The sequence below is a fragment of the Paenibacillus sp. FSL K6-4396 genome, assembly GCF_038002525.1.
GTDB lineage: Bacteria > Bacillota > Bacilli > Paenibacillales > Paenibacillaceae > Paenibacillus > Paenibacillus amylolyticus_B.
In genome coordinates this window covers 535,232-558,862 of the sequence record NZ_JBBOCR010000001.1, presented here as the reverse complement: position 1 = coordinate 558,862, position 23,631 = coordinate 535,232, and the positions used below count along the sequence as shown (strand labels likewise).

Below are 23,631 nucleotides of genomic sequence, written 5' to 3'. Positions count from 1 at the left end.
ACTTGGGCCAGACGTAGGTCGGATGTCGTTTAGATGCAGGTTAGATGCAGATTATAGGCATGTTATGGGCAGGTTATAGCCGAGCCAGGATCAGGTAGCGTGAACATACAAACAAATAAAGGGGAGCCTCCGTCATGCATCATGACAGGGCTCCCCTTTTCAGTAACTAATCATTGTTTCATCCAACCATTAATTCGTTTCAAAGATATGAAAGTATATAGATTGAACTAAACATTTACACGAAACGGAGAGGACAGAAAGAACCTGAAAAAGTGGAGCTAACAGCGACCTGAAAGAAGCTGCATCGGAAGCATACGCTTCGCCTAAAAAGCTTCTTGAAAGAAAGCTGTTTCGGAAGCATCCGCTATCCTCGGATTCTCCACTTTATAAAAGAAAAAATGGGGATAACAGCGATCGGAAGGTTGTTCTGTCAACAGAGTGTCTAGTGTAAATATTCTTTAGTTCAACTTATATAGATAACAAGGCATCAGCATTTCAGATCCAAACGTTTAACGAACTGAGCAAACCTTATTGGGCCATTAATTGCAGATTATAAAATCTAACGAATCTCAGGCATTCTATTCCCTAATTTAGTCCGGTTTTTCAGGTGTTTTCTCTGAAATACACAGAAATAACGTGGATGAGATTCGTTAGCTTTTGCTCCTCGATGTAAACCGTGGTATAAGGTGTATCAGGTTCGTTTGGGCAATGAGCACTGGGCATTGGTATTGAGTATTGAGTATTGAGTACTGAGCAATGGACATTGGGCGCCGGGCATTTAGCATTTAGCATTTAGCATTTAGCAATGGACAACGTGCACTCATCTACTTTTGGTGCGCTGGTGCGCTGATTCGTTGGATCACTTGCAGTTTAGAAATGATTAGTCATAGACAGCAACCCAAAACCATGAGCTTGTCCCACACCTGCCCCATCCTCACAGTGCGTCGATGATGTCTCCGGCCAGCAGGGACGATGGGTCACCGCGCAGCAGTGCTGCGCGTTCAGCGGCCTGTCCGTGGAGATATACGCCGAACGCGGCGGCTTGCTCCGCGCTGAGCCCCTGGGCAAGCAGACCGGCGATGATGCCGGTCAATACGTCTCCGGCACCGCCAGTCGCCATGCCGGCGTGCCCAGTGGTGTTGATGTATGCCTCGCCGGATGGCGTTGCGATGACCGTTCGTGCTCCCTTGAGCACAAGGGTCACGCCCTGCTCGCGGGCGTATTTTGCAGCGTGTCTAATGCGGTCACGCTGCACCTCTTGGGTCGACATGCCCAGCAGTCGGCCCATCTCGCCAGGGTGCGGCGTCAGGATTGTCGCGGCACTTCGCTGGCCCCAGTCGCGAGGCCCATGTGGGCCAGCGTCTGCCAGCATGTTGAGGGCGTCCGCGTCGATGACGAGCGGACGATCCGTATGTTGCCACAGACGGCGCAGCCAGTCTGTGTCGCCCTTGAAGCGGCCAAGGCCTGGGCCGGTCGCGAGCACATCGCGGCTCTCCGCAAGACGCAGCACAGCGTCGGCGGAAGCCGCGTTCCATTCGCCGCTGTCGCCATCGGAGGCGGCAGCGAGCATGAGCTCGGGCACGGTGCCGATAACATGCGGCAGCAGTGCTGCGGGCAACGCCCATGTGGCGAGCCCGCAGCCTGCGCGCAGCGCGGCTTTGGCCGAGAGCAGGCCAGCGCCGCTCATCGGCAGACTTCCTGCGGCCAGCAATACGTGGCCGTAGGTGCCCTTGTGGCCGTCCGGTGCCCGGAGACGGCCTGTATCCACGCGCAGCGCACCGCGCAGCACCTCGTCCGTCAGCAGACGGACCGAGGGGCCATGCTCTGGCGCAAGCCGCGCGGGAATGCCGATGGCGCGCACCACAATGCGCCCCGCGGCAGAAGCGCCCGGGTACTGCACCAGCCCGCGCTTAAGCAGCGCGAGGCATACGGTCACCCGGGCTTGAATGCAGGGCTCGTACACCTCTCCGGTGTCGGCGTCCAGCCCGCTTGGCACATCGGCGGACACGACCGGCTTGCCGCTGTCGTTCGCCGCCTCAATCAGCGCCGCGTAGGCTCCGCGCGGCGCCCCCCGCGACCCGGTGCCCAGCAGCGCATCCACGATGCCTGTGCACCGGCTGAAGTCCACGGCTTCGCGCCCGTGGACAAGAGCAGGGATGCCAAGCTTCGCGGCGGCATCCCGTTGCACTGCGGCTTCGCCCCGCAGTGCATCAGGGGCATCGGCGTAGACCAATGTCACGCCAAGCCCTGCTTCAACCAAATGGCGCGCGGCCACCAGCCCATCGCCGCCATTATTGCCCTTGCCGATCAGCATGTACCATTGCTGATCTCCCGGGCGCTCCATCACCAGCGCCGGATCGGCGATGATGTCGCCACCATAACCTTGCCGATCACCGGGCCCGGTGTGTGCCCGCCTAGCATCTGTCTTGCTGCTATAGCCAAGCTGCCCTGAATCCGCAAGCCAACCTTCTGCCTGCCCTTCCCGGCACAGCTTGATGACTTCCTCGGCTATGGCGCGGCCTGCATTCTCCATTAGACTTGCTGCCGGAATACCGAGCTGTTGAATGGTATGCTCGTCCACAGCTCTCATCTGTTCAGCGGTTACGATAAACAATGTTCATCCCTCCCCGTGACAAGCTCATCTCATACTTAAAAGTAGCAACTTTGCACCTAAACGCTGCATCTTATATGTGTATCGCTATCTTTCCTCTTACCTCATCCAGTTACCACGATCCACTCGATACATCATCGAAAACTCTATCGATCCCGTGTACGAGACCTTCAGATTAAATTATCCATTCCAAAGCCTGTCTACGCTTAATAACCTACCGTAAACCGAGCTTGGATAAATTGCGGATCGTCCAGTTCGTCCACCAAAGCCGCTGCAAAATCGCCAACGGAAATCGAGCTTTCCCCGATATCATCCGTAATCACCCGGTTCATGCCAACCCGGAACTGGCCGGTGCGACGTCCTGTTGTGATTGTCGCAGCAGGGCTCATGTAGGTCCAGTGAATACCTGATGCTTCAATCAGGTCATATGCTTCTGCATGGGCTTTTGCCAGTGGTTTGACTTCTTCCGGGAATCCCGGCGTATCCATCAGCATATCACCGGAATCAGTTAGCAAACTTCCTGCTCCACCAACTACAACCAGACGTCCTGCTTTTGCCCGGCGCACACCCTCGATCAACGAACGCGTCACTTCCAGCATCTCTTCTTCTCCACCAAACTTAGGTCCATACGCACTCACAACCACTTCTTGACCCGCTGCAAAATCAGCCACCTGATCCGGGTTAAGCAGATCTCCCTGTTCTACACGCAAACGCTCATGAACCATCTCAACCTTCGAAGGGTCACGCACCACCGCTGTCACTTCATGCCCACGATCCATCAGCTCCCACAGTATCATCTTGCCAATCGCTCCGGTTGCTCCAAAAATGGCTACTTTCATATGAATTCCCTCTTTTCTGTAGATATCATCTTGTCAACTTACCGTTATTTTAATACTTAATCCTATTGTTATATACCTTAAACGGCTCACGCCATCTTAAACCGGATGTGACATCTTGTAAACCTATCTCTTACAGCTTATATGTAGAAAAATAATCTTTACTTCAACTAGCGGAAGAAGCACCGACACTCTTAAGTATCCCCTCTCTCCGCAAGCACTCAACACGAATCATGAAAAAAGCCGCTAAATGCGGCTATAATAAGATAATTTCATACGACATAGAATCTATTCTTATCTCAAGATTTCAGTTTCCGTTCCGCTAGGTAGTCGGTCCTTCTTCTCCCTGCCTCCACCACATGCCCTCCGATTTTGGGCTGGTGTATTCAAATCCAAATTGAGCATAGAGTTGATCAGCCGGAACATCCGCCAGCAGACTGACCAAACCACGGGCAGGTACTGCTTCACGCAGATAATTCATAATCTCGCTCATGATCAGTTTTCCATACCCCATTCCCTGAACATCCGGGTGTACAGCAATATCGACGACCTGAAAGAAACAACCTCCATCTCCAATCACTCGCCCCATGCCTATCAGCATATCCTCTTCACGCAGACATACGGCAAACAGGCTATTCGGTAATCCAATCTCCGCCCCTTCCCTGCTCATCGGGCTAAGACCCGAAACCTGCCGTAAAGCAAGATACTCCACTGCTGCGGGTGGTGTGTGTTCAATACTCACATGATCCATGAATTGTGCCCCTCTCCAACAAAATAAATTATTCTTTTATTCTGTCAACCACATGCCAAGACTTCAACAGCAAAACCGGCGGGATATATACAGGCATAATCCACTGGTAAGACAGATCTTGAAGCAACTGACCTAGCCATAACCTCCCCTGATCTTCCAGCCGAATCCTCCACGGACCGCTAGCCATGGTTTCTCCCTGATCTACAAGTTCACGGGCATCATCATAGGAATACTCTTCTCCTTTATTTCGTTCAATTTCTTCAAGAGCTGCATCATATACCCGTTGCTGCTCTTCTTCCATTTCCTTTGTAAAGTCAGAATCATATATCACGGAAAAGTTAAGCCCTTTGAGCTTACGCTCTTCAATCCATTCTTTAAACTTTTCTGTAACAAAAACCTGAACACCAGGAGTTTCCTTAATCTTGAACATACACGTTCCTTCCGGTATTTTGGCAGGATCGAATACAAGCTTGTTAAACCGTGCCCAAGACTCATCTTTGAATCTACCAATATCAGAACGATGATAATCAACACAGTCCAATATATTAGTAACATTTAGTATGAACAATTCCATATTATCATTCGTTATGGGCAAAAATTCTACTTCGCTTGTTAATAAACTCTCTTTCTCCATCATCTCTTTAACTCTTTTTGAGAACACAGGTTTACCGATATGGTAATTCGGAAAATCCTTGTATGATTTTTTATAAAGGGTTTCTAAACCTATTGTTGTCCATCCTTTTATTTTAGATTGACCGTGGAAATCACTATTAATTGGATGATGATCATCTTCCACTGAAGCTAGGACCTTCGTTTTCGTATCATGATTAAACCTATAAAATTTCATTTCTCCCCACCTTAAAATCTTTCTATTATAATTACATCTGTGTCACTGAGCTACTCTACGTATCATGACTTTAACATATGAATTCTGCTTGAATTCATCTACTTCCTGTGTAATAGTGAGAGAAAGCTTACGTGAAGCGTGTTTCATGATACGCGAAGTTGGTGCAAAGGAGGAACAAGTGTGTTTCGTTGGATTGAAGATCTAACATCGCGCCCAGGCACTGTGGCTGTGCTGTTTGGAGTCATGGCTTTGCTTCTGGGGATATACATATGGTCTGCCACTGAAGTTCGCCGCAGCCACGAAAGGCGAATGAGAAGGATACGAGATACATTATACATAAGTACAGCCCTCTTGGGACAACTTACCATCCAGGAAAATCGGAATTATGAACGATCGGAACACGAACATGACGATCTGATAACAGCAATGTTAGCCTGCAAAGCTGCATCTTACCTATCTCCTCAGCTACAGGACCAGATCCGGGACTGTATTAAGGATCATGACCCTGCCAGAATCGGACTGATGCACAGAGCACTGGAACGGGAATGCACCGTATTATCGGATGAACTCAGCCGGGAGACTCATGCAGATCATTGGGGCACTGCGGTATGGACCATCCTTCGGCCCGCAGCCGAACCATTGGCACTAGCAGCCACAGGGTTTCTAGTTACAGATCTGATATTTCGTCAGCAGATGTTGGACGTCCATGTAGACTCATGGGACAGCATCTTGCCATGGATTCGCGCAACTTCCATAATGATCACCATAATATATGGTTACCTGCTCTGGGCCAGCCCACGACGGGATAGGTCACGTACAGTAACCAAAATGCTCTCCTTGCTGATCGCGCTATGCTCCTTACTCCATCTGATTGGACTTGTTGCTGCGCCCTACGCACTGGGACTACAGCTGATTATATTCACTTCGGGTTTCGGGTTGACTGGGACACGCTCTCGAAGTGATCGCCCCTACGCAGGACATACGGATCTGGAACCAACGAAGCAAGTCTCTACGGAGATGGAAGGAAATACACGTCGTACATCTGGTACCAACACCGACGAATAACCTACGATTCAGCCGCTTCCGTATGATTAAACTTAGATACCCACATCGATGATACGAGACTTGGCCCTCCCTCGGCTGGATTTTCACCGATGAGGTCGTGTCTCCTTGCTCGGCATGCTATACGAGGATGGATGTCAGTGTCCCAAAATTATGGAACTCCCGTCTGGCTGTTCCTATTCAGTAACCAGTCGATTCTCTAAGGAACACAGGACGTCTTATATTACCTCTACGCCCTCTTTCAAAATTGTAAAGAACCTCAGACACGTTATTTCCCAAAATCGCTCGATAAAAACGCTCTAAAACGCCGTACATTTCGATATAACATGTCTCAGATTCCTTAGATTTCTGCGGGTGCTTCAACCCCTTAAATAAGACGCCTCATATTCGTTAGCGCTCAACCCCTGCTCATGCTCTGTTCCAAGCGTGACTGAGAGGAAACCTCGTGTCCCTCTCGTACGAAGCGAAAATTCTCATTGGTAGTGGAAAATAGGAAAATCGCTTTTGCGAAGTCCTAATTGCTTGCTCTTACATTCAGTATTTAGCGCTTGCCTACTCCGGACACGTTCAGATACACTTCGGCTTTCAGCACGTGTTGAAAACATCCCCTATATCCAACGTATCTGTACGCGAAAAGGGCTTAAACTACATTGTAGTTTAAGCCCTTTTCTATAATCTTTTCTTGCGAAGAATTGAACGATATAAAATGAATTTTAATAACTACACAAAAACGGAGAGGGCAGAAATAACGTGAAGAAGCGAAGCTACAAGTTTTCTGTAAGAAAATTACTTCGAAAGCATTCGCTACGCCTAAAGCCTTTCGGAAAGAAAGCTCCATCGAAAGCATATGCTTATCCCCGGATTTTTTCCTTTGAAGAAGGAAAGAATCTGGCATAACAGTGATCGGAAAGTTATTCTGTCATCGAAGTCGCATGTGTGACATTCTTTAGTTCACTTTATATCATGGATAATTACTTCACTTATTTGGCTACAACATGTGCAATGACGCGGCCCTTTTCGTACGTGACAGTCACGTCATAACCTTCGGCAGTTACACTGTCGAATTCACCTGTAATTCCATTAGCCGTGATTAACGTAATATCTTTAGAACCTTCAATCTTATAGTTGGACAAGTCGAGTTTGAGACTTCCTCCATCAATATAGAGCTTTCTGCCGACATTCAGCTGACTGTTGTTGTCAGTCACTACCAATTCCAACGTACCGTTATCCATGGTAAAGTTTCTATTTAAGTTGAGTGCTCCGTCGACATCAACGACAACTGTTCCATTTTCTACATACAGATCACCTGTACCAAAAGCAGCTGCAGATTCGGCTACCAGCGTTCCTGCTTGCAGCAATGTTCCGCCAGTGTAGCTATTTTTCCCTGTCAATGTAAGGGTGCCTGTTCCCTTTTTCGTGAGCATTCCACTACCGGTGATATCATTTCTCCACCAGTCTTGTGCATTGAAGCGGCCTTTGGAAGCGTCCATATCCACAGTTACATTGTTCAAGAATTCGCCGTAGCCATCCGCAGCCGTGACCAGATCAATTCTACCCCAGCCCTTGGATTCATCCAGTACAGGATATCCAGAGTCAATGGATGTTGTATACAATACTTGTCTGCGTTGCTCATCTGTTAAATACGGTTGACGTGTTTCTAACAGGGCTTCTGCTCCTTGCGGTACAACTGGAGCCAAACCTTTGGTTCCGGTTTGTGGTAGACCGTAAGTCATCTTTTCTCTATAGAAAGCTTTATTGGCATCATGATCTTCCCATTTGTGTTCATCGTAAGCACTCTTGAACGTGTAATCCTCAGTTACGGTGTGTGCATACTCATACAGACTCATATTTTTTTCCTTCGCTGCAGCTCCAAATACTTCTCCTGCATTCTCATAACCTTTCTCTAACACATCTTTGTTCTCAGCCTTATTAAGTGCATATGCAGCCATGGCTGTGGATTGTATTCTTCCTCCGATAACATCAAGCGGTGAGTGCATCCCCGTTACGATTCGATTCTCGCCCAACTGAGCTGCTCTCGTTAACAATTCAGTGAATCGTTCTGGTGTAGCGTATGCCAAAGGAAATACGGATAAGTAAGCTGCACTGGTATGTCCGCTCGGAAATGCGCCATCTTTCCCTCTTCCATCCTCAGCGATTCGTTTGACATAAGTTAACGCAGGAATAAGTTTAACGTTAGTTTCGTATTGCTGGTAATGTTTTTCTCCTGTTGATTTGGTGCCGCCTGAAGCCAAAGGTACTTCTTTTTTCTCACCTTCGCCCAAGGTTTCCCATACAGGCAGTCCTTTGCTGTCAACAACTTCTTTCACTTCTCCATTGGAATTCATTCTCCACGGTCTAGGGGAAGAGTAGAAATATTTAGAGGGATTAGATGAGGCAGGAATTTTGAATCGAACCAGATCAACTAAATGAACCAAGTCTGCAAGTTCCGTCTTTGCTTCCCAATCTCCAATGCCTTGGCTTTCATCTTCCACTGTTTCTTCGGTCAATACCACATTCATCTCGTCCACCGTTCGTTCAACGTTTGTCTTTGGCTTGATGATATCTACATACGTGTTAGCCAACGGACCAAAGCCCTCCATCACGCTATAGATCTTATCTCTTTGGTCATCATAATAGGCTGCCAATGTCTCTTCACCTGTGCGATTTTGCGTGACCTTTTCTACATATTTGATATTGGCTTCCCAAGTTGCTTTGTTTCGGATCTCTTCATTTGCATATGTTTTCTGATCAGCAACAGCTACGGTTGGATCATTCTTAAAGCCGTCATAATATGGAGTCGGTCCATCTCCATACTTTGCATTTTTCCCGTCAGCTCCAATTTTGGTTGCCGCTGTTCCATCTCTCCAATCCGCTAGGTTCATGGACCATACTTGATCAAAACCGTCCAAAATATCAATAAACGGATTGGTTTCCGCAATATTTTTCAAGGTGTCGTCTCCGGCATTGGCTCCGTGCTTCACGGCGGACAACCGAGCTTCATCTGCTGGGGGATTAACATTCAGCACAGTTGCCGTTCCCTTTGGCTTAGCTGGTTTGGCAGCTGTAGTAGCATCTGTTTCCACAGCCTTAACGAGCGCAGACACTGCTTCGGCACGAGTAATGGAATTAAGCGGTTTGAAGCTTCCATCTGCATAACCAGAGATAATTTTCGCTGCTGCCGCTCCACCTACAGCTCCCTTGCTCCACGCCGCTATAGACGATGAATCGCTAAATACATTCGCTGCTGTTTCATTTAACTCCAGATTCAAAATGCCAGCAATCACTTTAGCTGCTTCTTGACGGGTGATCGGATCTTGCGGCTTCATTGTGCCATCGGTGTATCCATCTATATATCCATTCGCATTTGCAATAGAAATTGCTTCGTAATACCATGCACTCTCAGACACATCATTAAAGGTAATTTTAGCTTGTCCGGAATATCCAAAGGCACCGTTTACCAAATTCATAAATTCTGCTCTTGTAATATACGTATTCGGTTTAAATGAATGATCCAGGTAACCTCGAATTAATCCTTCATCACCCCATGCTTGAATATTTGCTTCCGCCCAGTGTCCCTTAATATCAGAGAACTGAATCTTCTGATCGGCTGCAAAACTTTTCTCTGCAAATGTCGGACCTACCATAGACAACATTAGAAGTAATGCCAGTGACTTTTTAAGTGGTTTTCTCATGGCTTGCAAATACACGCTCCCGTTATGGTAAATTATTTTTTTGCTTCTGCATCTGCAAATGAGTAAGAAAGACTCTATACAGATGTCTGATCTGCCGTTACTGTAGCATTAGGGAGCGTTTCGCATCTATAGAACAAATTCCGTTTTATATCAAAATCGTACGTTCCGGAGCTTATATGCCAAGAAAAATGGAGTTAGATACTACATTTATCAATTAAAATACCCACTTTTGTAAACGCTTTATTAACTGAAAGTAAATTATGGAGTGGGAGTTTGTTAAATTTCGATCAACATGATTTCTAGTCCTCGGCCTGCTATATAATGATGAAGTTGTTTAGAAAAGAGACATGAAGGGGGAAAAAGAATGCATAAGCCATTTCAATCTGTGAGATCCAAGATGGTTCTTTCCTACCTTGCTGTCGTTCTTGTCATTGCGCTTCTTTTCGGCTCCATTCTATACCTCTTCTTCTCCCATCAATACAGCAAAGAGATTCGAATCAATAATCAGCTGTCACTGAAAAGCACTGTCAATTATATTGAGAGCTCCGTTATCCAGAAGGTGAATCAGGTCTATCTGTCCCTGGCACTCGGTAACGCCGCTAGTATCGATTTAGATAGCTTAAAAGGAAACCATAGCAAAATCCTGGACATCGAACAGTCCCTCAAAAATATGGTACAAAATTACTCCGATCTCATTGAAGCTATTCATGTGTACGATACAAAGAACCACTTCATCGTCTCATCTGTATATGGGCTATTGCTCTATGAGGACAAGCCTTCGAGTGTGGATCATACGACGGATTGGATTGCTGCGATGAAAGAGACTTCAGAAAGCTCCTTATGGATGAAGACTCGCATGGTGCCTCAGGATGTTTATATCGAATCACGGGAACAAGGCAAGATGAGTCCTCTAATTTCCTATGTCCATAGTTACCCGTTTCAATCGTCTGGACAAGACAGTAAGGCCATGATTGCGATTGATATCAAAGAATCAGCGATCAGTCAGATCATTAAAAATATGCTCCCTGCTGACTATGCAAATACATTAATCATCGATCAGGACGGAACCGTCATATCTGCTGCGGACAAAACGTTGATAGGCAGCTCCACGGAGGAGAATCTGACGCAGTCGCTACTCACCTTTCATACTTCAGATGAGAGCTTCACACCTGTATTTAACTATGACTCTCATGTCGTTACCCAAGATCAATTTAAAGGAAATGCATGGAGAATCTACACAACCACACCTAATGAAAGCTTCTATTATAAATTGGATAGCTTGAAGGAGATTTCGGTTCTTCACGGTTTATTGGCTGTTGCGGTTGGAATAGCGATGTCGTCCATCTTTACCAGGGCCAACTATAGTCCTCTTAAACGAATCATGAATAACATCAAGAGCCGGATGGATAGCCCAACCAGCTTAAAGCAGGACGAATATCGGTTCATCGATACAACGTTTAACAGTCTGTCCAATAAAGTTGATAGTCTTGAAGAAACTTTACAGGCCAATCACAGAATGATTAAGCATAGTATCATGCTCAATATGTTAAATAACCGATTTACACCCGAGGAACTTACGGAACAGCTCCAGTCTATTCACATTTCAATGGCCTACTCTCGCTTCCGTTGCATCGTCATTGACCCTGTTAATGAGAAGTGGAAGGATCTGCAGCCACGACAGTTGCAGCATACGTTGTATACGATGATCCAGCAACTGGAGATCGCAGAAATGGTTGGAACTCAACTGCTGGCAGAGGAATTGCAGGATCACAAAATAGCAGTAATCATCTGTACCAACCAACCCGAAGAACCGCTCTCTGATCACATTGTAGACTTTATTCACGCTGAGGCGAGCAGCAGATTTGGTCTGGAATTTGTACTATCGTTAGGCGGATGGGTAGAACACTTCACGAAGATTCACACAAGCTATCATCAGGCGAATACCCTGATTCGATACAGCTACTTCTTTCCCGAGCAGTCTGCCATTCAGGATCTTGATCTTCTGAACAGGGAAGCCAGCAGTCTGGAGATCCCGGAGTCATACCTCGTAAACTTTGAAAAGAAATTGCAGACTCGGGATGTGCAAGGTACGGTTCAGGCCATTCAGGAATTGGTCGCGACAATAAAAGAAGGCCCCTATTCAGCCGAATACAGTCGGATCATCTTATTAAAAACGGTATCTATTTACGCTGAGTGTATTAATCAGGTGCGCCTGCAACCCACCGAGGCGAGTTCATTGAATATGTACAAGCAATTTTCATTGTTCTACAATATCAACCGCTACTCGGAATGGATGATTCATCTCGTGACCGAATTTGTGATGCAGATGGAGAAGCGAAGCGAGGTACGAAGTGTGGATACCATCTCGGCTGTCAAAGCCTATATTCACGAGCACTTATCAGGCGATCTCACGCTGGATCATGTCTCAGAGCAAGTATTCATCAGCCCTAAATATCTGAGTAAACTTTTCAAGGAAGAAACCGGGATTGTTTATTCCGAATATGTTACGAATCAGAGAATGGAACGCGCACGGGAACTGATGACACAACGCGAAATTACGGTTGAGCAGGTCGCAAGTACGGTTGGTTACCGTACCCCTGCTTATTTCATTAAAAAGTTCAAAGAAATTCACGGCTGTACGCCAAAAAACTTCATGCGCAATCTAATGGAACAGGGATCTATATAGGGTCAATTTAACATTTACACAAAAACGGAGAGGACAGAAAGAACCTGAAGAAGCGAAGCGTTCGCCTTTATTCCCGGATTTCTTCCTTTAGAGAAGGAATCAAAAGAAATCTGGGAATAACAGCGATCGGAAGGTTGTTCTGTCATCGGAGTGTCCGTGTAAATATTCTTTGATTAAACCTATATAGAATTTGAAATCAGGAAAGGAGCTGCTATGAACATCAACCATTTAAGAACGCTATGTCTATTGATTGCTACATCTATTCTTATAGGATTGATGAGCGGTTGTACCTTTCTAAACAGGGAAGGATCACAAGTGCAACAGCGAGACCATCTAGCAAGCGCTGAGAAGGATACAGCACCGCAGTACACGATATCCTGGACCATGCATCAAAATATCCCTGTTCCTGAAGACGCGGAGATGATTGCATATATTGAGGATAGGTTTGATGTCGATCTGAAGGTGTGGAATCTTGAGAACAAGCGGTACGAGGAACTGCTGGACCTGGAGCTTGCTCAAGGGAAAATACCCGATCTGTTCCGAATCAGACAACCGCATGATCTGCTTAAGTATCAAATGCAAGGGGTCTTAGCGGAAATCTCCCCGGAAGTCCTTGAACAATATGCGCCAAATATCGTACAGCGAATTCGCGATTATGATTCACGTTACCTAGAGTATGGAAAAATAAACGGTGGCTTATATGGAATTCCGGCCATCAATCAGACCAACATCTATCGAACCCCTGTTGTATACCGAGAGGACTGGCTTAAGCAGCTTGGTCTGGAGGTGCCAAAGACATTAGATGAATTTGAAACGGTTATGTATGCTTTTGCCAAAGATGATCCAGACGGAAATGGTAAACAAGATACGTATGGCCTATCCAGAGAGGGCTTAAATGTCGTGTTTGGTGCCTTTGGACAGTCCGTATTCACCGAGCAACTGTATTTTAATGAAAAAAACAACCAACTTGTGATCGGTGCTTTGGAGCCTGAGATGAAAAAAGCCCTGACTTATATGCAAAAGTGGTATCGGGACGGGATTATCGACCCTGAGTTCATAACCGGCGAAAATAAAGGCGGCTATAAACATCTATCCCATACTTTTATTAATGGAAAAATTGGGATGACCTCGATGGGCAACTATTATCATTGGAATCAAGAGGGAGACTACAGTGTCCTTAATGAAAATGGCCAAGAAACCCCTGTGGGAGCCTCGTTCAATGTTAATGAGCTGTTACAGAAGAACGTAACTGCAGAGGTTGTATTTGGTTCTCCTGTTATTGGTCCTGATGGACATAGCGGTTCAAAAGGGAACAATCTGCTGATGAATTTTATTGCTATAGGTGCTGAGGCTGCGAAGGAGCCGGGAAAACTGGAGAAAATTTTGGAGATACTCGATTATGTAAGTGCCAACCCCGATCCGGAGGAGCAGATCAAAATGGAGTATGGCCTTCCAGGAAAACACTGGAATTGGAGCGCTGAAGATTCAAACTCGTTCCATTTACTTTACCCATACAACAGAATGGAGAATTATATTAATATGATCGGCTCAAGTATCGGCATGACGGTTCCAGGTATACCCTCGGATAAACGTGAACAGTGGGCTGCATCTGCAGGGTTGACGGAGAATGGTATCTATAATCGCCTGGAGGTTGCAACCCCTGCCCTGATTCAATATTCATCTGAATTGATTCGCATGAGAGACAGAGCGTACATCTCCATCATCACTGGCGATCAGCCTGTGGGGTATTTCGATACCTTTGTGGAAGAATTCATGGATGCAGGTGGGCAACAGGTGCTGCTTGAAGCAAATCATTGGTATAAGGAGCATGTGGAGACAAGTCGCGCACAATAGATATAACGGTTTGGAACATACATTATGCATTTCCCATGAGTTTCTGGATTTTACATGTGTTTTTATGCACCTATCTTCGCTTCCTTCACGTCACTCTCTATCCCTTCGCACTCGCATTTGATCCGCGTAGTGAACGGGCTGAACTGCTTCGTGCCGTGCTTCCGGATTTGGAGGCGCTGCCTGAGGGCGTGTTTTCAAAACGCTTGCGTTCGGTCCGCTCCATCTGCACAATCTGACCTTCGTGCACCACGATATGCAATGAACCAAACTCCATGTCATTCAGCTGTCCGGCAATTCGGTCCAACCATACCTCATCCACTTTTAACGGCTTAGCCATAGAGCCGCCTCCTCTTCTCGGGCTATTGCCCGCCATATTCCTAAGTACGCTGTCATCCAACGGATTTATAAATCATTCTTATCCAACCTATATACTTGGTTTATACATTAGCAGGGCTTCCAGTAGCTGTCAATCTGTATTTTCTTCTTCTCATAATCACTTTTCTGAAACGGCTTTGTGTCCAAGCCAGCTCTTGAGTAGCAACGTGGCGAGAGCCAGAATCAGGAGCAGGGAAGCTACGGCAAATGAAGCCGAGAATTGATATTCGTTATACAAAATCTCGACATGAAGTGGTAACGTATTGGTCTCCCCGCGGATATGCCCGGACACCACAGATACGGCTCCGAACTCGCCCATAGCGCGGGCATTACACAGAATAATACCGTACAGCAGTCCCCATTTGATGTTGGGCAAGGTTACACTCCAGAAGATTCGCCACCCGGAAGCACCTAGCGTAACCGCCGCTTCCTCTTCCCGGGTTCCCTGGTCCTCCATTAGTGGAATCAACTCCCTCGCTACGAACGGGAAGGTAATAAACAGCGTTGCAATGACAATGCCTGGCAGCGCAAAAATGATTTTAATATCATGTTCGGACAACCACGGCCCTAACCACCCATTCGAACCAAAGACCAATACAAAGATCAACCCGCCCACCACAGGCGAAATTGAAAAAGGAAGATCAATCAGGGTGATCATAAGTCCCTTGCCCTTGAACTGGAACTTGGTAATGACCCATGCAGCGGCCACACCAAATATCGTATTCAGCGGCACGGTAATCGCCGCAACCAATAACGTGAGTTTCAGTGCAGACATGGCATCCGGCTCGGTAAGAGCCGCAATGTACACACCCCAGCCCTGCTTCAACGCCTCCATGAGCACAATGGCCAGTGGCAAAATAAGCAGCCATATGAGTACCAGGCTTGCCAGTCCAATCAACAACCATTTGACCCATGGAGCTTCTGTTGTTGCACGGTTAGTTCCACGCCCGGTCTTTACGGGTGGAACAGGGCTCAGTGGAACGGACCCCGCCATATGCTGCACCTCCTTTGGTTTGGGTGAGTGACATCTGAATGTATCCTTAATCCATCATGCTTCATTGTCATGCTCTGCCCGCCTTCCGGCTCCAACGTTGCAAGGAATTAATGATCAGCAGCAGGATGAAAGAAACCAGAAGTAGCAACAAAGCTACAGCTGTAGCACCTGCATAATCGAACTGCTCCAGCTTGGCCATGATCAGCAAGGGAGCAATCTCCGTTTTCATCGGCATATTGCCTGAGATAAATACAACCGAGCCATATTCGCCAATGCCCCGGGCAAAAGCCAGAGCAAAACCCGTCAGCAACGGTGGAATCAGATCTGGCAACAGAATCGTGCGGAATATCCGCCATCTTCCTGCCCCCAGTGTGGCAGCCGCCTCTTCCACCTCAGCTTCCAGCTCCTCCAGCACCGGTTGCACCGTGCGAACGACAAACGGAATTCCGATAAACATCAGCGCCAGCGTAATCCCGGCCTGTGAATAAGCGAGCTTGATGCCCAAAGGCTCTACAAACTGCCCAATCCAGCCATTGCCGGCATAGATCGCCGTAAGAGCAACCCCTGCTACCGCTGTCGGCAAGGCAAAAGGCAGATCAATGACCGCATCAAACAACCTTTTGCCCGGAAATTCATACCGAACAAGCACCCATGCCAGGAGTAACCCCAGCACGAGATCAATCAGCGCCGCTGCACCTGCGGTCAGGAAGCTGACCTGGAAGGAAGCCAGCACCCTGGGATTGGTCGCAACCTCAATCATGGTTGCCCACGTCAGCCCTGTTGAGTTAAATAACAGCGCAGCCAGTGGAATAAGTACAACCAGGCTCAGGTAGAACACACTGTAACCCATCGTTAATCCAAATCCCGGCAATGTGCGTCTCCGCGCCACCATCACCTTGCTCATGCACGTTCATCCTCTCTGCCTTCAGCCGGTAAGGCTGGTTGGCCGCTCACAGCGCGATTGATCGGGTGTTCATTGAACAGAGCAACCTTAGCTGCCTGGAACATAGATCTGGTCGAAGATACCACCGTCATTAAAATGTTTGGCCTGAGTATCCCGCCATGTACCAAATACATCTTTCAACGTGAACAGCTCAAGTGCCGGGAACTGATCTTTGAATTTTTCCTCCACGCTGTCCAGCGTTGGGCGGTAATAATTTTCAGCGGCAATCGTCTGTCCCTCTTCACTGTACAAATATTTCAGATAGGCATCCGCCACGTCGCGGCTTCCTTTTTTGTCTGCATTTTTGTCCACAATCGCAACGGGCGGCTCTGCCAAGATACTAACCGAAGGCACGACAATGTCGAATTTGTCCGGACCCAGCTCTTTTACCGATAAAAAAGCTTCATTCTCCCAGGCAAGCAGCACATCACCAATGCCACGTTCAACAAACGTCGTTGTAGATCCGCGAGCACCCGAATCCAGCACAGGCGCATGTTTGAACAATTCACCAACGAATTCCTTCGCCTTCTCTTCATCATTGTTATTATGCTTAAGGGCATATCCCCATGCCGCCAGATAGTTCCAGCGCGCCCCGCCGGACGTTTTGGGATTTGGGGTGATGACTTGGGTATCCCCTTTGATCAGATCATCCCAGTCCTTGATGCCCTTTGGATTACCCTTACGTACAAGGAAGACAATCGTAGAGGTATACGGAGAGCTGTTATGCTCGTATTTATCCTGCCAGCTTTCATTAATCAGACCTTTATCTTCAATCGCATCAATATCGTATCCCAATGCCAGCGTCACCACGTCTGCATCCAGTCCGTCAATAACAGAACGACTCTGTTTGCCCGATCCCCCATGGGACTGCTTGATGGTCACTTCCTGGCCTTTCTCTTTCAACCAATGCGCCGCAAACGCTTTGTTATATTGCTCATAGAGTTCCCGCGTTGGATCGTAGGAAACATTCAGCAGCTCGATGGCCTTGGCCCCTTCCTTGCCACCTTCCGCTCCCCCCGATGTTCCTGTCGCACTGGACCCGCCGCTATCCGATCCGCATGCTGCCAGTACCCCTGTTAACACCAGTGCCAGACCAACCAAAATACCCTTATGAATTCTCTTTTTCATAAATAACACTCCCCCGATATCAATCTGCATGACTACCTCAGGCCGGCTGAACAGGATCAAACGCCCCGTAAAAAAACAAGAAGACGGAGGAACCCCCGCGCACTTCTCCCCATAAAGTCATGCCGGCTTAAAGGCCGTGCATGCTCCATCTGGAAAGGATGCGCTGCGGTGTTCCTCCGTCTATACGGTGAGAACGTTATTCTGTTCAGGTTGCATGGTTGCATCTGTCTGTAAAATGACTGTTTTCACAATGAAAACAAGTTCATTTTTATTATTCCTACCTGTTTAGTAAGTTATATACGTATAATAAAGGCAGTCTATATACCTGTCAAACGTTTTTTCCGTTTTTTACCGTATTCCTTGGCTATTGGCAAAAAAAGAGGAACAACGAACCATCGTCCGTTGTTCCCTTCAGCGAATCCCATGCTTCGCTGGCTATTGTAAACATAAACAGAATTGGACGGCCACACCTTGTCCATTCCTCATCTGCCCGCATACCGGATATTGGGTACTGGTGGTGTGCTCATGCCTTCTCCCAGATAAAAACCGGTGTGTGGCGGTTGATTGTAGGCTACATTTTGCCAAGCGACGCCAAGACGGTACACTGGATCATGCATCAGCGTATAGATGCGTTTGTCCGTAACTGCTGTTGTAGTATAGATCCGCAACGCTGAGCTGTCATTCGTCCGCCATACCACTTCCTCTCTCCAGTCTCCAAACAGGTCGGCCTGCAGATTCGGCGTAGACTTGGTCCCGTTGTTGGAAGAAACGCCGGATGCGGTGAGCAGGTTCATCGTTGTGCTGTTGGTATAATTCCACTTGTCGATTCGGTTGCTGTCCAGCAGTTCACGGAGCAGGTCGCCATCCCACCAGATCCCAAAATTCGTGGAGGAAGGCAGGGTTGTCCCGAGTTTCTGCCCTTTGGCTGTGTACAGACTGCCGTCTGCCCATACTTCGGCACCTTTATATCTTGGATCGATATCTGCCGCCATGCCACGTCCAATATCCTTCGTTGTTTTAACTCCCCAGATTAACTGACCTGTACCTGCATCACGGAATTCCACTCCGGCATTGGATGGCGTCTCATGAACCTGAAATACCTCAAGTCCAGGACGGTCCGGGTCGAGATCACTCAGATGCATGGCATCGCCATGATGAAGTCCTGTTGTGTACAATCCTTTGCCGTTGTCATCCACTGCCATGGCACCATAAACGATCTCGTCTTTCCCATCTCCGTCTACGTCCGCCACACTCAGATTATGATTACCCTGCCCGGCATAACCCGAGTTACCGGAGGTATTGGAATCAAATGTCCACTGCTTGGTCAGCTGTCCATTCCGCCAGTTATAGGCCACGAGCACACTGCGCGTATAATACCCGCGAGCCATGACCAGACTTGGGCGCTCGCCATCGAGATAGGCAATGGCCGCAAGGAATCGGTCCACCCGATTGCCGTAGTTATCCCCCCAACTGGATACATTGCCACGCGCCGATTCGTAGTTCACCGTGGAGAGCGCTTTGCCAGTCTGTCCATTGAAGACCGTCAGGAATTCGGGACCAGACAACACATAACCGCTGGAATTGCGGTAATCCTTGCTGGCATCCCCGATGACCACACCAGTACCATCCTTGGTGCCATCGGCTGTTTTCATCGCAACTTCGGCTTTGCCGTCACCGTCGAGATCATACACCATGAACTGAGTGTAGTGAGCACCGGCACGGATATTTTTGCCCAGACTAATTCGCCAGAGGTGTGTTCCGTTTAATTTGTAGGCATCGATAAACACTTCCCCGGTATAACCGCTCTGAGAGTTATCCTTGGAGTTGGAAGGGTCCCACTTCACAATCAATTCATACTCACCATCACCATCCAGATCACCTGCACTGGCATCGTTGGCACTGTAAGTGTAGGCTACTCCATCGGGCGTTGTCCCACCAGCGGGTACACTGAGCGGTACAGATAGATAGTTGTTGCCCCATACGCTCGCTGCCGCTGAAGCAGCCTGCTCCGTTCCACTGACTACTGCGCGAACCGTGTATTTGGAACTGCTCGTCCCGCTTGCATCCTGAAGGTTGGTGCTATTTGTTATGGGCGATGCGTTCACCTTGGTTCCATCCCGATAGACGTTGAACGATACATTCGATCCTTCCGTTCCCAGAAGCCGCCAACTGACAAACACACCTGTCCCGGTCTTCACAGCCACCACACCGCGATCCAGATATTCCATCTGCCGTGCTCCCGCTGCATGTGTTACCGGCGTGTTACCAAGTCCAAGCGAAGTAACCAGTAACGCTGAACTCAGTAACGATACTCCGACTGTACGTAATGTGCGCTTCCACAATGATGATCGATTCCCCATAAACAATTGCCTCCCCAATTGGTTTGGTAAGCCCGCTGCCCTTGTAGCGCCATTTTATATGTAAGCGCTTTAATATATTCATTTTAAATTAAACATATAATTCCATCTATAGGTCTAATTTAGTAATTGGATGGTGGTACATGAAAAATGCCAAAGGATTTCTCCTTCGGTTAGCCGTTGCCCGTTCTTCGATTGCTTCGGTCGACTGGACTCACAATCAACTGACTCACGGATATGAGGCGATTCCCATGTTCTCATAAAAAGACTAAAAAAAGCTGTAAAACCATGTATTTCTCCATGATTTCACAGCTTATAGACCACTTTTTAGATGTAATATTCCACGTTCACTTCACCGTATTACAACTTTTATACCACAGGAGCAATACATACCGGACGAGGCAGTTCCAGCTTGAATCCATTATGTGTCAGACGTCCGTCTTCTTCGGTGATCTGGAAACCTACGAGGTTATTGCTGTCCTGATTCGCCACGACTAGAACTCCACCCGGCAAAATATTAAAGTTACGCGGTGTCTGCCCAATCGTGGACGTCCACTCTACGGCTTCCAACTCACCGCTCTCCTGGTCAATATGATAGAGTACGATGCTGTCATCTCCCCGATTGGATGCATACAGGAAACGTCCACATGGAGATACACGGATGTCTGCAGCCGTACCCTCTCCTTTATGCCCTTCTGGAAGTGTGGAAATGTGCTGCACTGTAGTGAACTCACCTCTGCGCTCATCGTACAGGAATGCCGTAACCGTGTTGTTCAATTCGTTAATTACATATGCCCACTTTGAGTTGGGATGGAACACAAGATGCCTTGGCCCTGCGCCTGGTGGCTGATCCATCTCACGATGGGTAACCAAACGTCCCTCTTCCAACCGATACACAATGATCTGATCCAGACCGAGGTCACATACGACAGCATACTGTCCGGACGGATCTGGCTGAATGGAGTGTGCATGCGGCCCTTCCTGGCGTTCTTCGTTGATTCCACTTCCCGTGTGCTCTACCCATGCACTCATCTCACCAAGCGTCCCCTGATCGCCAACCGGGAATACATTGACACTGCCGCTGCTATAGTTGGATGAGAACACCCACTGACCATCTGTGGAGACAGACACATAACATGGAGAAGCCCCTCTGGTCTGTTTTCGATCCATCAGGTGCAGCTCACTCGTTGCCGTATCTCTCCGATAGACCAACACCTCTCCCTCGTCCGTCTCACTCGCCACATACAGACAATTTCCATCCGGGCATAGCGCCAGATAAGACGGATTATCCACACCATCCATGTGATTGACGATTCGCATCTCTCCTGTATCCGCATTCAACGCACATAGGTATATTCCTGGTTCATCCGCTGACGCATACGTACCTGTATAGAAAAGTGTTTCCTGAGTTGTGACTGGTTCCATATCTAATCTCTCCCTTATCCTGTATATTCACTGTTCTGATTTTTCCCACTGATATGTACTTACCCAATTCACGGGCAACTGCTTCACTTCCTGTAACGTGGCTTTCTAAATCGATAACAACCCGGTGTGCGCCCTCATATCTGTCATTGACTCCCTTATCGCCTCTCACCATAATACAAAGTATGAGACCTAACAACAGACCACCCCTACAGCGTAAATCTGACGGATTTCGTATGCAAAAACTCATTGTTCTTCCGGACTCCCTGCTGCAAGAAACCGCAGCTTATCCGGTCACGTCCGGATTATATGTTACCGATATCGGTTACTTTCACGAAGCGGAGCATCATTACCGTGATCGTCCCGATGGTTGTGAATCACACATTCTGATGTACTGTGTCCAAGGCACAGGCTGGTATACGATGGATGGCAGCAAGACATATGATGTCAGCCCGGGAAACCTCGTTATATTACCTGCATATGTCCCTCATGTGTATGGTGCCAACGCAGCTGAACCATGGAGCATCTTCTGGATTCATCTGCGCGGGGAACATGCTTTATCCTACATAGAACCCTTGTTAACTCATCATATTACTACGATGCCACCGGCCAAGGCTCAAAAATGGCTCGAGCTGTTCCATGAATGTTACGGCGCGCTAGAGACGGGTTACTCCATGCAGACGATGACATATGCATCCCAGATTATCGGTTATATGCTTGGTATGCTCGCTTATGGACCCGAGACGACAGGAACAGATGGTGGGATCGTGAGCAGCAAACGTGCGGCTGAACAATCCGTTCAATATATGCTGGAGCACCTGGAGAATGGAATCACCCTGAAGGAACTGGCGGCTCACGCGCGGCTGTCTGTCCCTCATTACTCACAGTTGTTCAAGCAAGCTACGGGGCATTCGCCCATCGATTATTTTCTGCGGCTCAAGATCCAGCATTCCTGCCGCTATCTCGATTTTACCGATTGGACCGTGAAGCAGATCAGTTCCGAGCTTGGATTCAAAGACCCGTACTACTTCTCCCGTCTGTTCAGCAAAATGATGGGACGTTCACCCACAGATTATCGAAATAAATCCAAAGGTTAGAGGCAGTGCCTTCACTTAGCCCATTCTAAATGATATGAATTCAGTTGGAAAATTGCAGCAACCTTTTGAACAGAAGGGTCGTCTATAGGAGCAAATAACTTTTATATAAAGGGATCATCCCTGGAAAAGTGAGGCGAACCTATCATGAAAAAAAATATACTTGCTACATTAACTGCAGGAGCTCTGCTCACGCTGTCTCTAAGTGCAGGCCCGATCAGCGCTGCGCAGGTCCAATTCACGGATATTCAAGGTATCGCAGGAGCAGACAAAATCGAATCTCTCCATAAGGATGGATTCATCAAAGGTGTGAGCGACAGCTTGTTCAAACCCGAACTGGAGTTAAATACAGCTCAGGGCATTCAACTGATTGCGGACGGACTGAATCTGAACCTGGACACGATTCGTTTTATCAAACAGCCGCTACCAAGTGACCACTTCTCTCAAGTAAAAGATGGCGTATGGTACAGTGATGCATTTATCCGCGCACAATATAATGGCATTCAGATGTCACAGGATATCGATCCGTCCAAACCGCTTACTCGTGAACAATTCACCCTGTTCCTGATGCAAGGCATCGAGGCCAAAGGCGGTCTGCCGATGATTAATATCAAACCTGTGGACATTACCGACGAACAGCAACTTACTCCAGAGTATCAAGGTGCCATTCAACGTTCACTCGTTCTCAAAATCAATGAACTGGATGCCGACGGAAACTTTAATCCCAAACAAACGATTACTCGTGCCGAAGCAGCAGTGATGATGTATAACGCAATCGAGTACATGGAATCGTTCCATGCACCACAAATCCCGGAAACACCTGAGAAGTAATCTTTTCATGGTGGAAGTAAGAACTCAATTGAATGGTGAATCCGCTCGATTGGAGTCATCGTTAGTGGACTTTTCCATACAACCTCCATATGCCAAACAGCCGCACCTTCCCTCAACAGGAAAGTGCGGCTGTTTGAATTATACTTAT

Annotated in this window: 16 protein-coding genes; 5 read left to right on the top strand and 11 right to left on the bottom strand. The window is 47.6% G+C overall.

The genetic code is table 11. The features are described 5' to 3' along the window. Window positions 1-934: 934 nt before the first annotated feature. From MHB85_RS02630 to MHB85_RS02615, 4 genes are all read right to left on the bottom strand, one after another. Complete coding sequence (locus MHB85_RS02630) at window positions 935-2,614, bottom strand: NAD(P)H-hydrate dehydratase (RefSeq protein ID WP_341072333.1); 1,680 nt, start codon at window positions 2,612-2,614, stop codon at window positions 935-937. Window positions 2,615-2,817: 203 nt separating this feature from the next. After that, window positions 2,818-3,450, bottom strand: a complete 633-nt coding sequence (locus MHB85_RS02625) for an NAD(P)-dependent oxidoreductase (RefSeq protein ID WP_036607440.1) — start codon at window positions 3,448-3,450, stop codon at window positions 2,818-2,820. Window positions 3,451-3,769: 319 nt separating this feature from the next. Beyond that, window positions 3,770-4,198: a GNAT family N-acetyltransferase gene (locus tag MHB85_RS02620; RefSeq protein WP_036607442.1), complete on the bottom strand. Its 429-nt coding sequence runs from the start codon at window positions 4,196-4,198 to the stop codon at window positions 3,770-3,772. Window positions 4,199-4,226: 28 nt separating this feature from the next. Continuing rightward, on the bottom strand, window positions 4,227-5,045 hold the full coding sequence (locus MHB85_RS02615; protein WP_341072331.1) for an imm11 family protein: 819 nt from the start codon (window positions 5,043-5,045) through the stop codon (window positions 4,227-4,229). 180 nt (window positions 5,046-5,225) lie between these two features. On the opposite strand from MHB85_RS02615, the gene MHB85_RS02610 reads away from it, so the two are divergent. Beyond that, window positions 5,226-6,110 (top strand): hypothetical protein, encoded by an 885-nt coding sequence (locus MHB85_RS02610; RefSeq protein ID WP_253505370.1) that lies wholly within the window; start codon window positions 5,226-5,228, stop codon window positions 6,108-6,110. 977 nt (window positions 6,111-7,087) lie between these two features. Here MHB85_RS02610 and MHB85_RS02605 read toward each other — a convergent pair. Next, window positions 7,088-9,799: an S-layer homology domain-containing protein gene (locus MHB85_RS02605; RefSeq protein ID WP_341074190.1), complete on the bottom strand. Its 2,712-nt coding sequence runs from the start codon at window positions 9,797-9,799 to the stop codon at window positions 7,088-7,090. Between the two features lie 364 nt (window positions 9,800-10,163). On the opposite strand from MHB85_RS02605, the gene MHB85_RS02600 reads away from it, so the two are divergent. Both MHB85_RS02600 and MHB85_RS02595 read left to right on the top strand, forming a co-directional pair. After that, entirely contained in the window at window positions 10,164-12,485 is a 2,322-nt protein-coding gene (locus MHB85_RS02600; RefSeq protein ID WP_341072330.1) for a helix-turn-helix domain-containing protein, read from the top strand. Window positions 12,486-12,698: 213 nt separating this feature from the next. Continuing rightward, window positions 12,699-14,339, top strand: a complete 1,641-nt coding sequence (locus MHB85_RS02595) for an extracellular solute-binding protein (protein WP_341072327.1) — start codon at window positions 12,699-12,701, stop codon at window positions 14,337-14,339. 97 nt (window positions 14,340-14,436) lie between these two features. On the opposite strand, the gene MHB85_RS02590 is transcribed toward MHB85_RS02595, so the two are convergent. The 6 genes from MHB85_RS02590 to MHB85_RS02565 all read right to left on the bottom strand — a co-directional run bounded on the left by MHB85_RS02590 (window position 14,437) and on the right by MHB85_RS02565 (window position 21,561). After that, window positions 14,437-14,676, bottom strand: coding sequence for a YezD family protein (locus MHB85_RS02590; protein WP_036607453.1), 240 nt, complete (start codon window positions 14,674-14,676; stop codon window positions 14,437-14,439). A 156-nt stretch (window positions 14,677-14,832) separates the two neighbouring features. Continuing rightward, window positions 14,833-15,708, bottom strand: coding sequence for a sulfate ABC transporter permease subunit CysW (gene cysW / locus MHB85_RS02585; RefSeq protein ID WP_036607456.1), 876 nt, complete (start codon window positions 15,706-15,708; stop codon window positions 14,833-14,835). A 67-nt stretch (window positions 15,709-15,775) separates the two neighbouring features. Then, window positions 15,776-16,612 carry a sulfate ABC transporter permease subunit CysT gene (gene cysT, locus MHB85_RS02580; protein ID WP_017690928.1) on the bottom strand — a complete coding sequence of 279 codons (837 nt, stop codon included), beginning with the start codon at window positions 16,610-16,612 and terminating at the stop codon, window positions 15,776-15,778. A gap of 87 nt (window positions 16,613-16,699) precedes the next feature. After that, on the bottom strand, window positions 16,700-17,779 hold the full coding sequence (locus tag MHB85_RS02575; RefSeq protein WP_341072325.1) for a sulfate ABC transporter substrate-binding protein: 1,080 nt from the start codon (window positions 17,777-17,779) through the stop codon (window positions 16,700-16,702). 482 nt (window positions 17,780-18,261) lie between these two features. After that, on the bottom strand, window positions 18,262-20,139 hold the full coding sequence (locus tag MHB85_RS02570) for a rhamnogalacturonan lyase (RefSeq protein WP_445739026.1): 1,878 nt from the start codon (window positions 20,137-20,139) through the stop codon (window positions 18,262-18,264). Window positions 20,140-20,505: 366 nt separating this feature from the next. Next, window positions 20,506-21,561, bottom strand: coding sequence for a lactonase family protein (locus tag MHB85_RS02565; protein WP_105601485.1), 1,056 nt, complete (start codon window positions 21,559-21,561; stop codon window positions 20,506-20,508). Between the two features lie 233 nt (window positions 21,562-21,794). On the opposite strand from MHB85_RS02565, the gene MHB85_RS02560 reads away from it, so the two are divergent. Continuing rightward, window positions 21,795-22,655 carry an AraC family transcriptional regulator gene (locus tag MHB85_RS02560; protein ID WP_181155567.1) on the top strand — a complete coding sequence of 287 codons (861 nt, stop codon included), beginning with the start codon at window positions 21,795-21,797 and terminating at the stop codon, window positions 22,653-22,655. 144 nt (window positions 22,656-22,799) lie between these two features. Then, a complete protein-coding gene (locus MHB85_RS02555) occupies window positions 22,800-23,483 on the top strand; it encodes an S-layer homology domain-containing protein (protein ID WP_091018509.1) in 684 nt (227 codons plus the stop codon). Window positions 23,484-23,631 lie beyond the last annotated feature (148 nt).